This is a genomic window from Psychroflexus salinarum (assembly GCF_042677225.1).
Lineage (GTDB): Bacteria > Bacteroidota > Bacteroidia > Flavobacteriales > Flavobacteriaceae > Psychroflexus > Psychroflexus salinarum.
This window is the reverse complement of sequence record NZ_JBHTIV010000007.1, coordinates 95,918-110,687: the sequence shown is the minus strand read 5'-3', so window position 1 is coordinate 110,687 and position 14,770 is coordinate 95,918. Positions and strand designations below refer to the sequence as shown.

Below are 14,770 nucleotides of genomic sequence, written 5' to 3'. Positions count from 1 at the left end.
TCATGGCAAAGAAAAACACTTATAAAGAATTTGGAATTTCTTCTTGGGCGATAGATAACAAGATGACCGTTTATGTGATTATCGCTATCATTTTGATTGGCGGAATCATGTCCTATTATAATATGCCTAGGGAAGATTTTCCTGAAATTGTGGAAACCAAAATCTATGTCAGTTCTGTAGAACCTGGCACTTCTGTTGAAGACATTGAAAAGTTCATCACAGAACCATTGGAAGAAGAATTCAAAGACGTGAAAGGAGTGAGAGAAATCACTTCAACCACCATGCAGGATTACTCCATGGTCATCGTGGAATTTGAGGAAGATGTAGAAGTACAAAATGCCAAGCAACTCATCAAAGACAAAGTGGATCTTGTGAAGTCTGAGACAACCTGGCCTACTCTGGATAACGGTGCTAAAGTTGAACCCAATGTATTCGACCTTAATGTTTCTGAAGAATTCCCTATTCTGAATATCAGTTTTACTGGTAATTTCAACATTCAGCAATTAAAAGATTATGCTGAATACCTTCAAGATAAGATTGAATTATTGCCTCAGATAAAAGAAGCTAATGTAAGAGGTGTTGATGATAAAGAAGTGGAAGTCGCTGTAGATATATACAAGATGGCGGCGATGCAGGTAAGTTTTAACGACATTATTACATCTATTAGAAATGAAAACAAAACCATTTCCGGAGGAAATATAATATCTAATGGTTTTGAAAAAAACATCAGAATTCTTGGAGAGATAGATCATCCTGATGAACTGAATAACATTGTGGTCAAAAACGACGGCGGTGAGGTTTACTTAAGAGATATCGCTAAGGTCAATTTCCAGACTAAAGACCCAACCACTTTCGCCAGAGATTACGGAAGACAGGTAGTCATGCTCGACGTGAAAAAAAGAGCTGGTAAAAACATGATTGAAGCAATTGAAGAAATCAAAAAAATTGTTGACAATGAAGAGGAAAATTATTTTCCTGAAACTTTAAATATCAGTTTATCCAACGACCAATCCATCAAAACTGAAAACCAGGTTAATGATTTAGTTAATAATATCATCTTCGGGGTTTTACTTGTTATTATCGTCCTGATGTTCTTTTTAGGCTTTAGGAATGCTCTTTTTGTAGGGGTAGCGATCCCTATGTCTATGTTATTATCTCTTATCATTCTTTCAGCTCTTGGTTTCACTCTGAATACCATGGTATTATTTGGCTTGGTCATGGGACTTGGAATGCTTGTGGATAACGGTATTGTGGTAGTTGAAAATGTCTATTCGCTTATGGATCAAGGCATGAGCAGAGTCGCAGCAGCAAAGCAGGGTATTGGAGAAATAGCATGGCCTATTATAGCTTCTACGGCCACAACTTTGGCTGCCTTTTTCCCTTTGGGCTTATGGCCTGGCACCATTGGTAAATTCATGATTTACTTTCCTATTACCCTTTCAGTTGTTTTGGGTTCTTCCCTGTTTGTGGCCTTGGTCATCAATGCGATGCTAACGTCAGACTTTATGAAAGTTGAAGAGGAAAAATTGAAAAACAAACAGGTAATACGATGGAGTTTGATTTTACTCATCATTGGAGTTATATCTCTTGTTGTTGGATTTGCAGCGGATATTGGAGCCTTTAGAGGGCTTGGTAATTTAGCTATTTTGGCCTCAATTTTACTTTGGGTTTATAAATTATTTTTATTAAAAGCCATTTATTACTTTCAATTTACTTTCCTTAAGAAATTGGAAAATATATACGAGAGTTCTTTGAATTTTGCTCTTTATAAGAAAAAAGCATATTTAGTTTTCTTTGGAACTATTGGTATATTGATTTTATCATTTGTCTTTGTGGGAATTGTTCAGCCTAAAGTTTTATTCTTTCCTGAGAATCAGCCGAATCAGATAATGGCTTACATAGAATATCCTGAAGGTACTGATATCAAAAAAACCAATGAACTAACGAAGAAAGTAGAAGAACAAATTTTCGATGCTATAGAAAAATATGAAGATGAGGATGGGTATAATTTCATGGTAGAATCCGCAATTTCCCAGGTAGGTAAAGGTTCTGGAAACCCAAGAGCAAATGCTGGACAAACTAATGAAATGCCACATCGAGGAAAGGTCACTCTATCCATGCGAGAATTCAAGCTTAGAAGAGGTGTCAAAAGTAGTCAGGTTCTCGAAGAAGTGAGAGAAGCTGTTAAAGGTTTTCCAGGTGTTTCTATCATTGTTGAAAAAGATGAAGCTGGACCACCAGCCGGATATCCGATTAACATTGAGTTGAAAGGCGAAAATTACGATCTTATGTTGGCAGAAGCTGAACGTATGAGAGAATTCATAGAGGAAACTGGAATCGAAGGTATAGAAGAATTGAAAATAGATATCAATAAATCTAAACCTGAATTGAACGTTAAAGTTGATAAAGCCAAAGCAGGACAACTTGGTATTTCTACTGCCCAAGTTGGACAAGTGATTAGGCGTTCTGTTTTTGGAGAAGAAGCCTCAACTTTCAAAGATGATGAGGATGACTATCAAATTAATGTTAGGTTTAATGAGGAGTTTAGATACGATGAAAACACAATTTTCAACCAACCGGTCACCTTTAGAAACAATAAGGGAGAGATTATCCAGACACCCATTTCAACGTTAATTGAAACTGAACCTACATCAACATTCTCTTCGATTAACAGGAAAGACTTAAAGCGTGTTATTACTGTTTACTCCAATGTTCTTGGAGGTTATAATGGTAATGAGATCGTCACTCAGCTGGAAAAAGAATTGGACTATTTTGAAATAGATGAGAGTATTGATTACAAATTTACAGGTGAACAAGAAAAACAAGATGAAAACCTAGCTTTCCTACTGAAAGCACTTTTACTTGCTGTTGGTGGAATTCTGTTGATCTTAGTCGCTCAATTCAATTCTATTTCAAAACCCCTTATCATATTAATGGCAGTTATTTTAAGTTTGGGTGGAGTGTTTTTTGGACTAGGTATTTTTCAAATGGATTTTATCATTATTATGACGATGATGGGTATTATTTCTCTCGCAGGAATTGTAGTCAACAATGCTATTGTACTTGTAGATTATACACAAATATTAATTGATCGCAGAAAAGAAAAATTAGATATTGAAGATGATGAAATGCTAACAAAACAGCAATATTTTGAAGAAATTGTCGCGGGAGGAAAATCGCGCTTACGTCCAGTCCTGCTAACGGCAATCACAACAGTTTTAGGTTTAATTCCACTGGCTGTAGGTTTGAATATTGATTTCTTTGGACTTTTCGTCAACTATGCTCCAAATGTCTATATTGGTGGTGACAATGTAATTTTCTGGGGGCCGTTGGCTTGGACTGTGATTTTTGGTTTGATTTTCGCCACTTTTTTGACTTTGATTGTAGTGCCCGTCATGTTCTATTTAGTCACCAGAGCCAAATTAAGATTTCGAAAACAGCCGGAGACTGTAAGTAGCTAATAATAAAAGATTTGGTAAATGACAAATTTTGAATTAATTTTAAAAAAATTCAATTACAGATGACCAAATTTGGTGAACTCATTGATGAACAAAAACCCATTCTACTCACTTTCTTTGCAGACTGGAGTGAGGATTGTGAAAATATTCATGATCAACTTAAGGATGTAAGTGCAGCTTTAGGAGACAAAGCCAAGCTCATAAAAATTGATGCAGAAAAAAACAAGCAATTATCTGAGGCTCTAAAAGTTAAGAATCTTCCTACTTTTATGCTATATAGACAAGGAGAGATGATATGGAGACAGAGCGGTAAGCTAGATGCAAATGACCTTATTGTGTTGCTTGAAGACAATTCTTAGGTAAGAAAAAAAGAAACTGCAAAATAATGTGTTTTAGTTTTGTCAAAATTAAAAATGGACTTATATTTGCAACCGCAAAACGCGTAAGTTCTTAAAAATACATTGGAGAGGTGGCAGAGTGGTAATGCAGCAGATTGCTAATCTGTCGACGGTCAAACGTCGCCAGGGTTCGAGTCCCTGTCTCTCCGCTGATATATTTAGATGAAGCGAGACCCATCTAGAAGTAAAGTTTAAGTCAATATACATCATTCGGGGTGTAGCGTAGCCCGGTCATCGCGCCTGCTTTGGGAGCAGGAGGTCGCAGGTTCGAATCCTGCCACCCCGACTAAGAAAATCCAATCACACAAGTTGTGGTTGGATTTTTTTGTTTTAGAGCATCAAATCCAAAGGATTTGAATGTGAAAAAGACAAAAAAGACGTACAGGCGATAGCCTGGATTGGATAATCTTAAGCAACAAACCCATTTTCAGGATCTCCGACCACAGGGAGGTAATCCTGCCACCCCGACTAAGAAAAGCCAGTAATCAAAAGATTACTGGCTTTTTTATTTGTGATATGTTGAAAGTGATAGCTTTCATAAATAGAATAAATAAAAAGATATAAGCACCGATAGGTGCTGGCTTTTCTTGAGCAACAAACCTATATTCAGGATCACACACTTATCACGGAGGTCATACTGCCTTTAAAGCTTACCTAACTCCTATCAGCAACATAAAGTAGTTTCAATAAATCAATGGAAGTCAAAAGGTTTCTCCGAAGCATCGGAGCTGCGAACCCGACCAAGAAAAGCTAATAATTAAAAAGTCTAAGGTTCAATTTCTAAATCTTCCTGCTTTAGTAGCTATAAAGCTAATCACCAGAATTTGAAAGGCATGGAATAGCATAAGCGGTAACAACATAAGCCCCAAAGCTAAAGATTCTGGTAGCAGAATCTTAGAAAACACAGTCCCGTGTACCAGAGACTTTTTTGTTCCAGAAAACTGAGCTGTGATTTGATCCTGTCGATTAAAGTTGAGCCTTCTAGATATATAACCAATCGTAAAGTAAACTACAAAAAATAAAATCACAACGCCTAGACTGATTAAAACCAAATCAAAAACTTTTACTGTTGTAAAGACACCTTCCTCAAAAGATTCGGCGAAGCTTTTATAGATTATCAGGAGGATTATGGATTTATCAAACCAGGTTAAATACGCGGAATACTTCCGAACAAATTTGCCCAGATACTTCTGCAAAAATAAACCAAAGACGACTGGAAGGAGTATTTCTATAAGCAGCTTCAGGTAAATATCCGCCAGACTATAATCCACACTGGACTGTTGCAAGAAAATCCCCACCCATAGAGGAGTAATGACAATACCTATCAATCCTGAGATACTAGCGTTAAAAATAGCTGCGGATACATTTCCCTTTGCTAAAGACACCATAACGACTGAGGAAGATACCGTAGAAGGAAGTGCCGCCAGAAATAAAAAGGCTAACCATAAAGATTCAGTAGTATCCCCCTGGAAAAAAGGATAAAAAACGATGACTAAGAAAGGGAATAACAAAAAAGTAGATAACTGAACAAGTAAATGTAATCGCCAGTTTTTTAGACCTGAGACTAATTGTTTTAAACTTAACTTCAGACCATAAAAAAAGAATATCATTGAAATACCAATGCTAGCAATACGGTCTAATGGAATCACACTTTCACCCTCACCAAACTTTGGAAAAAAATATGCAATCACAATAGTCAACACTATTGCCAGAACAAATTTATCTATCTTCATTTACAGGAATTAAAAAAAATTAAATCTACAAAACTACTTGAGTAATTCTAAGTCAATCTACGTTCAGATTTTAACTATTAAAGATAGTATTCTATTAATTTCTTTGCCCTTTGATAATAGTGACCACCAAACAAGTTAACGTGAGCAAGTATATAATAGAGTTGCCATAAGGGAATCCGATTTTCCCAACCCTGTTCTAATGGAAAGGATTCATGATAAGCGTGAAACATCTTGTCGTCAAATCCTCCAAAGAGCTTCATCATGGCCAGATCCATTTCTCGGGGAGCGTAAGCTACTGCCGGATCAATTAAACAGGGTTGATCATCAGAATTGACCATATAATTACCAGACCAAAGATCGCCGTGAATTAAGGATGGAGGCTCATCGGGAATGATCTGCTCCAGCTTTTGATATAAGGTCTCTATGTTCTCAAATTCATAACCATTGTCCTTTGCCATTTTAAGCTGAGGCTTTAAGCGCTGCTCCCTATAAAATTCTGAAGCAGATGTTGCTTTGCCATTATACTGAGGCAAACTTCCTATATAATTGTCTTCTTTAAAGCCAAAAGTCTCCTGTGTGTTTAGATGCAAATCGGCTAACTGCTGGCCAAACAACTCCCAAAATTCCTGATTGATCTGTCCGGTAGGCTTATACTCCATCAACAAATATATATGAGAATCGAAATCTCCATAGCCTGGAACCTCAGGAATATAAATCGTCTCAGTTGCTCGTAAGGCAAACAACCCACTGGATTCTTTATGAAACATGTCTGGAAAAAAACTGGCCTTATTTACCTTGAGGACAAAATGCGCTTCCTTACATTTTAAATGATACACTGAATTAATATCTCCTCCGCTTAAAGGTTGAACTGATTTTATAGTAAAGCTGAAACGCTCTTCAAGGTGTTTTTTAAGATCTGCTGAAAGCATTGGAATAAAAGATTTATTATTAAAACTAAAGAATTCAGTTTGAAATTACCAAATAATTTAAAACTGAGTGGCGCTTAACCTGAGAAAGGATTGAATTCAACTTAAATCCTTCAGTTGATCTCTCCTCCCAGGACGGGGTTATGTGAAATTAAGATAGGTTATTTACAGATGATTTTGATCTTTAAGATATAGACAAAAGTTTGTTTTAGGATATCATCAATAAAAAATAAGGGTGCTTTCATTTAGTTTAAACCAATCCTTAGGATTGGAATTAAAATAGTCAGAAAAAGAGAAATTTGATACTGTTATAAAACCTAGTATTGCAAGCTTTTAAGAAATCTTCAAATCATATATCGATTTGAAATACAATAAAAGTGATAAACATATAACATCAAATTATTCAGGAAGTGAGGTAATTGATGTCATTTTAAATAGTAGCATTGGGAAAGATCGAGATAATCTTTATCAGAAATAATTAGCTGATAGCTTAAAGACTAATACATTTCAGTTTATAATTAAAAAACAAATAAAAGAAAGCCATTAAGAATAAAGAAAATACAACGTGAACGAAAATTAAATGCAAGTAGAAAAATTTTAAATGAACTTTTGCGGATCGTTATTAAAATAAATCAAGTTATTGCTATAAAGAAAAATGAAAACAACTGCAAAAACAAATCCAATAGCATAGTGGATTAACCATACAGAAGGATTGTTTTTGTTTTTACAATTTTCTAAAGTCTTGCTTCTTTTGAGAAAGTTATTTAGCATTTCTGGTCCTCTAAATTGTTTGTTTTTTTATTGGAAAAAAATTAGCTAAATAAGATCATACCATTAGTATGAAAATTAATATTAAATATAGGCAGTCAAATCATGGTTTTGAAAGATTAATTATTAATTTATTGGAAATCATGCATGAATATGACTTTGATATAAGAATTTAAAAAGATTTGAGTGAAGACGCCAAAAACAATAACTGAAAGCCTGTGTTTTAGGTCTTAAATTTAAAAGGCCAAAACTTTATATAAAAGTTTTGGCCTTTACTCAATAATGCACTAAAATTTAGTTATTATTCAATAACTATCTTTTTCGTGAATTTATTTGAGCCATCACTAATTTCCATTAAATAAACTCCTGATGATAAGCTGTTAAGATTAACTTCATGATTAAATCTTCCGAAAACATCATATTTTTTATTGAATAGAGAACGACCTCTTAAATCAAAAACGGTTAATTCAACATTTGTACTATTTACAGCATTAAACTCAACCTTGAATTTACCTTGACTAGGATTTGGATAAATTGTTAAATCCTGAAATTTAAAAGAATCTCCACTTAATGTAGAATTAACGTTAATAGTATAATCTTCAACTTCGGCATCATGACCGTTTTCACAAGGCAAAGGAAAGTTATTGGCATTAGGAGAAGTATATTTTGTCGTGACTCTCATCGTTGTATTCCCCAATAATGCATCTTCAGGAACTGTAAATAGTAAAGGAGAATTTGAAGTTGGATCATTTAAGACATTGACCGATGTTCCTAAATCGTATTGCTCTCCTGGATCATCAAAACTACAGTTTTGGTTCCAATCTATCCAAACGTAAGTAATGACTTGGAAGTTACCGTCACTATTTGCATTTACTGACAGTTCATACTCTTTGTCAATTGCTAAGTCAGTAACAATACCTGTATAATCACTATAACCAGAAGGTTTGCCAGTATTTAAGTTACTGAGGATGTCTGTTTCACCATCATTTATGATTACACCAGTAGTACTAGTATTGTAAGAAGTATTTCCGACAGATTCACAAGCACCACTTAGAATATTCAGGTTTACATTAATAGATTTAGAAATTGATTCAGAAGTTCCAGTAATTTCAATTAGATAATTATCTGGAGTTACATTTAAAAGGTTTCTAGCTTCAAGAGTAAATGTACCATCCTCATTTAAGCTAGGAGGTGTAAAGTTTAAAACAGCATCATTAGGTCCTACTGCAGAAAAAGTTGTAGTTTCAGAGAAACCATTAGAGGTTGAATAATCAAATACAAAACTTACAATATCGAGGTTACAAACATTCTGTTCTGCTGTAACTGCATTGATATTAAAATCAGGAGTAGAATCTAAATTAAAAGACTCAGAAACTGAATAAAAGATGTTATCTGCTGCTTCAATTAGTATTCTCGCATCTGACGTTGCACTTATATTTGGTAATGTAACCTCAGCAGAACCTGAATTAGGAACGCCCATAGCAAGTTCTGTAGAAAAATCTTGCCCATCTTCAGAAAAATAGATATTCACTATTTGGCAATTTATTGGAGCAATATCACTATCACCAACAGTCCAGTTTACTGTTTGAGTAGAGCCTGGAGCCCACGTAGGAGGAGTTTGTACAGAAAATGGTGTAGTGTCAACTGTAGTTACAACAACCTCGTCAGAACTTGTATTACCTACTAAAATCGAATTATCTCTTACTGTGAATAAAAAACTCATTGTTCTTGCAACTGAAGGTACAACTTCCCAAGTAGAAGCTAGTGAGCCAGATAACACTGTACTAAAAGCAGGCATAAAACGATCTGGTGAGGTTGTAGGAGATAAAGATCTAAATACTGGCCCAGCAGTAGAAACTGACTCAGGAGGCATCGTTGCAGGTGTTCTATCATTTTGCTCCCAAGTATAGGTAAGTATATCATCTACGTCTGAATCTGAAGCGCTACCTTTTAAAATAAAAGGTGTTGACTTAGGGATTGAATAATCAGCTCTTGCGTCGGCTACAGGAGCGTTATTAGCTGTAGGTGTATTTTCTGAACAACCACTGCTGTTTCCCTGAAAAACATTTAGCCACATTTCTTTAATGCTTTCACCATGAAAATAATCATCGCTATTATTCTGAACATTAGGCGCACAAATTCCAGCATAGCCCATTATAGTAGAAGCACTTCCTGGTTCAACAGAAACTGCAGATCTATTACAATTATTATTTTGAGTGTGATTAGCACCATACTGATGTCCCATTTCATGAGCCACATAGTCTACATCAAACGTATCTCCTACTGGAGCGGACTGACCTGTCACACCTCCTGCTTTAATACCAGTACATGGAGAATTTAAATACGCTACTCCACCGCCTCCGGTACTAAAAACATGACCAATATCATAATTTTCTGTTCCTATATTATTATCACATGTTGTTTGATTCTCTCCTAGCATAGATGATCCGCTGCCATTTGTGTAGGGGTCTGAATTTGTGTTAGGTCCAAGAAATATGATACTCTCATTTGGGACCATTACCATAGTAACACCCAAATCACGTTCATAAATACCATTCACTCTTGTCATTGAAGCGTTCATAGCTGCTACAACATCTTCAAGTGTTCCTCCATGATATTGAGCGTACTCTACAGTACAAGCTAAGGCTAATCTGTAAGTTCTAAGTTCACCGTCATTTGCGTTTTTTAAGGCTTTGAATTCCTCGTCTGAGATTTGATTTTTTACAGGAGTTGATTCAGTTAAACACTCAAAAGTATCCTCGTTTATATCATTAACTGAATTTATAAAGCTTATGTATATACTATTACTTAAACTATAAGGTTCAATGAAAACAGTTTTTCCAGCAGATAAGACCATCGAGCTCAATCCTTTTTCTTTAGAAATACTAAACCTTAAAATTGAAGAAGGATTATCTATTCCTTTACCTATAAAAGACCTTGTAGCTGGAAATTGTTCCTGAAGTTCTGGAGTCATCACAGATGCTTCCATCACATTAAACGATTCTAGAGATCCGTCTGCACTTGGAAAACTAATTATTTTCCCAGATTTGTTATCATTATCTCGCTTAGGAACACTTTCTAAAAAACGTACCATTCGTTCTTGATCTAATTTAAGAAAGCTACTAATCTCAGGTATTGATTTGTAGAATTGAGTATCTTCATTAGTTACTTGACTTTCATCTACTACGGTCCAAAAGGAATTTTGGCTCTGAGCAAAACCTAAATTTGCAAAGAAAATTAATATTAATAAAGCAATGTTAAAATGTTTCATAAAATCTATTTTGTTATGTTTGGCTTAAAATTAATATTATTTTAATATATCTAAAGAAAATTAGTAAAAAAAATATAATATGAACCTTAAATCAATCTTCTTGCTGAGCTTATTATTAAGTTTAATAGCTTGCAAAACCAATCATCAAAGCTTAGAATCAGAAAAACAAATACTAAGCATTAAAAACAGTTGTCCAGAAGATGGGAATTGTAACTTCGAAGTAATAGAAAACAGAAAACTAGATATAAAAACAGATGGTACTGGTGCTCTTTACCCTCAACTTTCTGATGGTAAAAGTAAGGTATTAAAATTTGAATATAATAGTGACCAAGACCCAAGAATAGCAGATGATAAATACACAGAGATTATATATATTGAAATTAATCCTAAGATACAAAACCTAAGACTAGAGGGTAAAGATTTGAAAGATGTTCAAATTTTATTTGGAAGATTATGCTTTTGTAGAGAACAGTCCGGGTATTTCACTGTTGAAAAGGGTGTTTTTCAGATTGAAACAAACAAAGATAAATCCGTAACTTATACTTTAGAATTTGAGGTTCCTGGAATTCCACAAAAAATTAAAGAATTTTCAATTACGAATTGGTAAGCGCTTCATTGGCTCATCGTACTTAAAACTTTAAGTGAATTAAAGTTTAAAATTTAATAACTCACATCATTAAAAATTGTATTATCAGATTCAGAAGGAACCTGTCAAAAATCTACCTGATTTCTCTAACCTGTTATTAAAACAAAAACTTCACTGATAATAAAAATTGAGTAGGTCGCAGTCTATAAGTACTTTGCACATAAGAAAAATCTGTGTTGGAAACGCGTACAAATTCATCGGTATTCAATACATTATTCCAACTCGCATTCAGGTCTATGCCTAGCTCGTCAAAGGTGTATTGATAGTTGAAATTCAAGAAGTAATTATCCTGATTTTCTGCTGAAATGTTATTGTAGTAGTATTCTGAATTGACACTGAAATATTGATGGTCTGCCAGATAGAAAAAAAGATCTAACTCATGTTGCTGAGTTTGTATCTCGTCAAAATTCCTAGCTTCAAAACGGGTTTGCAGCAGGCTATAATTTCCAGTATAACTGGCGCTTAACCAGTCGGTCACTTCAAATTCCAAACCTAGATCAAACCCAAGATTTTGATTTTCTATATCAGCTAGATTGCCGTTTAGGATTTGCTCGCGATTGGAAATGGTAAAATTGCTTCCTAGGCTTAAAGTCGTTTTTAAATCTCTAAAGTATTTACTGCCTTTAGCATTAATTCTATGAGAGTTTGAAAGATTGTCTTGCTCTATAGCTTCAAAAATCGTAGCAGCATTGAGTGCAATTTCGTTGCTGTACAACAAATTACGTTTTGTCCGATTAAAAGAATAGGAAAGATTGGCAAAGATGGATTTTAATGGATTCCTAAATCGAAGTCTCCAGGAGTAATTCTGACTAACGTTTTCTGGCAAAGGCGAATTGTACCGCTGAAGATTTCGGTAATTGTTGAATATAAATCCATAATACAATTGTTTCATATCACCAAAATCGTTATTGAGATTGGCTGAAATGCTGGTTTCCCAAAAAGCTGAAATTTTATTTCTCACGTACAGACTAGGTTCGAACGTGACGCGACTAATATCTTGATTTTCTTCTAATGAAGTATCTTGGATATCAAAACTCCTCAGATTGACAGGCGTGGTTAGCCTTATATTCCAGTCTCCTCTTTTATATACAAATTTACTGGTGGCATAAAAGCGAGTGCTTAAAAAATCAAGACTGTTTTGAAAATCACCACCTAAAGTCTCAACTCTATTGGTATCAAGAATCCTTAGCTGACTCCCTAAAGACTGGTTCTTTACAGAAACCCCTACTTCTGGAGAAACAGTGATGCCTTTTATTCGTTTGGTAAATCCCGCCGTATTATCACTGAAAAAGGTATTGGTTGCTACAGTTTGTTGCAATTCCCGGTAAGCTTCGCTGTCATTTACCGAGGCTTCAAACTGGCCGGGGCTCACATTCAGGCTTTGATTGGCTTCGGTATACCCCGTGTTGGACTTAAAGGTGACCACCTGCTTTCCTACAGGCTGCAAAAACCGTAATTTATTACGAATCACTGAAAATGGGTTTGAAAGCTGTTGCTGCACCTGACTGTTTCCCGTGTTAATAGATCCGCGTTGAGAATCCCAAAATCCATTGACCTCCAGTTCGTTTTTCAAATAATTGTCGTTTGTATTTCGTTCCAAAATAAACTTGGATTGCAGCGTACTCATAAACAAATCGTTGTTGGTGTTTTCTGACAGATCGATAGTATCGGTGGGAGTGAAAAAACGAGTTTGCGTCTTCCCGATTTGTTGCTGGGCATCATTAAGATAAGAGATATTGGTTTTGAGATCGACGTCTTTTTTAAGCCGTATCAAATAATTGGCAGACCCCAAATGCACATTATTATCCAGCCAGCGTTCTTGAGAAAAAGGTGGCTCTACCAGTTGCCGTATCGATAGCCAGTCCGTCTTTGAAATGTCAAACTCTTCCCGACCAAAATCTTCTATAGAAAAATCTCTGATTTCTCTCGAGACATCGCTTCCCGTGTTATTAGCCTGGTAAGTTACAATGGCCTGATTCTTTTTGGTAAACAGCATAGGCGTAATTTTGGCTTTCCACAACAAAGGTGAAAATCCAGAACCTAGTTCGGCATTGCCGCTTACAGTCACTTCTTTTTTAAGTCTGATGTTGAGCGAAGCGCGTTCCGAAAATTCCAGACTATCCAGCATTTTGATAGGTTGGTGATTTTCCAGAATTTGGACTTGCGAGACATCTTTGGCAGCGATATTATTATTGGCCAAATTGTAGCGGCCTTCCAGCAAGTCCAGACCTTCTATGTAGTATTTTTCAATCGGCTTTCCTTGATACTTGATCTGGCCACCAGGCATCACTTCTATCCCAGGCATTTTTTTGAGCACATCAGCGATTACGCGGTCTTTTTGATCTGAAAATGCCGAGACCGAATAGTTGAGCGTGTCGCCTCTTTGTTCTATTTCTTTGGATTCGACCAGAACTTCCTTGAGTTCTTCAGATGAGGGTGAAAGCTGGATATCGAGCTGCTGATCTTTATTCTGAATGTGTTGCTGCCAGCTTGCATAGCCTATGTACGATACTTTAAGAAAGAGCGAATCTAATTCTGAATCCAACTTGACGTTGAACTCACCTTTACCTCCACTGATGCCATAAGCTAGAATAGTTCCTGTAGAATCTTTACTGACCATCACAGTTGCCCCGCTTAATCCTTGATTATTTTCATTACTGACTTTACCAGAAATTGTGGATTGCGCAATACCTGAAACACTAACTAAGGTGAATAAATAAAAGACAACTTCCCTCAAATTATTACAGTTCAATGGGGTTGTTCTTCTTCTTTAATTCACCCCTATGCTCTTTCATTAATTTCTCTTTTTGTCCAGGCTTAAATTGAAAACTTATTCCAGTTTGCTCCATGGCACCGATAGGGTTGGCATTGTACTCTTCTTTAATTTCCAGAAAACTGGATTTGTCAGTTTCTAAATATTCCTCGTTGGTTTGAGTATTGAATATTGGTTCTTTTAAACTTTTAAAACCTGTTAACTCAAACACATAAAATTCCTTTTCATCAGCTATTTCTACAATCAGCCCAGGCAAACCATTAAATTTGTATGGGCCGTCAGAAATTGGAATTTCAGTAGTAAACCAGGCTGTGTAATGTCGCCCAGCATAATTTGTTTTTACTTTTTGAACTGCAAAACCTGCTATTTCTTTTGTTTCAGATAAAATGTACCACTCTAGGTTCGAAAAGTCCTCAATATATTCGTAATAATCTTTTATTATTTTCTCCCTATACCTGATTTCTCGAGAGGCTAAACCTTTTATTATGTAATACTCAAATTCAGTCTTTGGCATTTTAGATCGCATTTCACTATAACTTTGCGGCGTGCGTTCGCGTTGACTATAAACGCTTTGTATCGAGTCTCCAATATGTTTTCCTTCACTAGAAAATCTAGAACTTGCTCCCCCAGTAAAAAGCAGCATGCTTTCGCTTTGGACTGATTCGACATCTGTAGAGTCGATTTGCCAGGTTAACTCGTAAGTGACTTTGTATTTAAATTTATCGGTTAACTCTTGTGCTTGAGAACATAGAAAGAGTAAATTAAAAATGAGGAAGGGAAATGAATATTTCATAAGA

The 14,770-nt window shown here is 35.5% G+C and carries 8 protein-coding genes and 2 tRNA genes; 5 read left to right on the top strand and 5 right to left on the bottom strand.

What is annotated here, in order from left to right:
• Nucleotides 1–2: 2 nt before the first annotated feature.
• The 4 genes from ACFQ0R_RS07315 to ACFQ0R_RS07300 all read left to right on the top strand — a co-directional run bounded on the left by ACFQ0R_RS07315 (nt 3) and on the right by ACFQ0R_RS07300 (nt 4,142).
• Nucleotides 3–3,461 (top strand): efflux RND transporter permease subunit, encoded by a 3,459-nt coding sequence (locus tag ACFQ0R_RS07315; RefSeq protein WP_379657727.1) that lies wholly within the window; start codon nt 3–5, stop codon nt 3,459–3,461.
• A 59-nt stretch (nt 3,462–3,520) separates the two neighbouring features.
• Nucleotides 3,521–3,817 (top strand): thioredoxin family protein, encoded by a 297-nt coding sequence (locus ACFQ0R_RS07310; protein ID WP_379657726.1) that lies wholly within the window; start codon nt 3,521–3,523, stop codon nt 3,815–3,817.
• Nucleotides 3,818–3,921: 104 nt separating this feature from the next.
• A tRNA-Ser gene (locus ACFQ0R_RS07305) sits at nt 3,922–4,005 on the top strand.
• A 62-nt stretch (nt 4,006–4,067) separates the two neighbouring features.
• Nucleotides 4,068–4,142, top strand: a tRNA-Pro gene (locus ACFQ0R_RS07300).
• Nucleotides 4,143–4,629: 487 nt separating this feature from the next.
• Here the strand turns inward: ACFQ0R_RS07300 and ACFQ0R_RS07295 are convergent.
• The 3 genes from ACFQ0R_RS07295 to ACFQ0R_RS07285 all read right to left on the bottom strand — a co-directional run bounded on the left by ACFQ0R_RS07295 (nt 4,630) and on the right by ACFQ0R_RS07285 (nt 10,554).
• Nucleotides 4,630–5,589: a bile acid:sodium symporter family protein gene (locus ACFQ0R_RS07295; RefSeq protein WP_379657725.1), complete on the bottom strand. Its 960-nt coding sequence runs from the start codon at nt 5,587–5,589 to the stop codon at nt 4,630–4,632.
• Between the two features lie 77 nt (nt 5,590–5,666).
• Nucleotides 5,667–6,518 (bottom strand): fructosamine kinase family protein, encoded by an 852-nt coding sequence (locus ACFQ0R_RS07290; protein ID WP_379657724.1) that lies wholly within the window; start codon nt 6,516–6,518, stop codon nt 5,667–5,669.
• Nucleotides 6,519–7,584: 1,066 nt separating this feature from the next.
• A complete protein-coding gene (locus tag ACFQ0R_RS07285; RefSeq protein ID WP_379657723.1) occupies nt 7,585–10,554 on the bottom strand; it encodes a zinc-dependent metalloprotease in 2,970 nt (989 codons plus the stop codon).
• A 79-nt stretch (nt 10,555–10,633) separates the two neighbouring features.
• On the opposite strand from ACFQ0R_RS07285, the gene ACFQ0R_RS07280 reads away from it, so the two are divergent.
• Nucleotides 10,634–11,161: a hypothetical protein gene (locus ACFQ0R_RS07280; protein ID WP_379657722.1), complete on the top strand. Its 528-nt coding sequence runs from the start codon at nt 10,634–10,636 to the stop codon at nt 11,159–11,161.
• A gap of 136 nt (nt 11,162–11,297) precedes the next feature.
• Here the strand turns inward: ACFQ0R_RS07280 and ACFQ0R_RS07275 are convergent, their stop codons facing one another.
• Nucleotides 11,298–13,952, bottom strand: coding sequence for a carboxypeptidase-like regulatory domain-containing protein (locus ACFQ0R_RS07275; RefSeq protein WP_379657721.1), 2,655 nt, complete (start codon nt 13,950–13,952; stop codon nt 11,298–11,300).
• Nucleotides 13,942–14,766: a GLPGLI family protein gene (locus ACFQ0R_RS07270; RefSeq protein WP_379657720.1), complete on the bottom strand. Its 825-nt coding sequence runs from the start codon at nt 14,764–14,766 to the stop codon at nt 13,942–13,944. Before ACFQ0R_RS07270 ends, ACFQ0R_RS07275 begins: the two co-directional genes overlap by 11 nt.
• Nucleotides 14,767–14,770 lie beyond the last annotated feature (4 nt).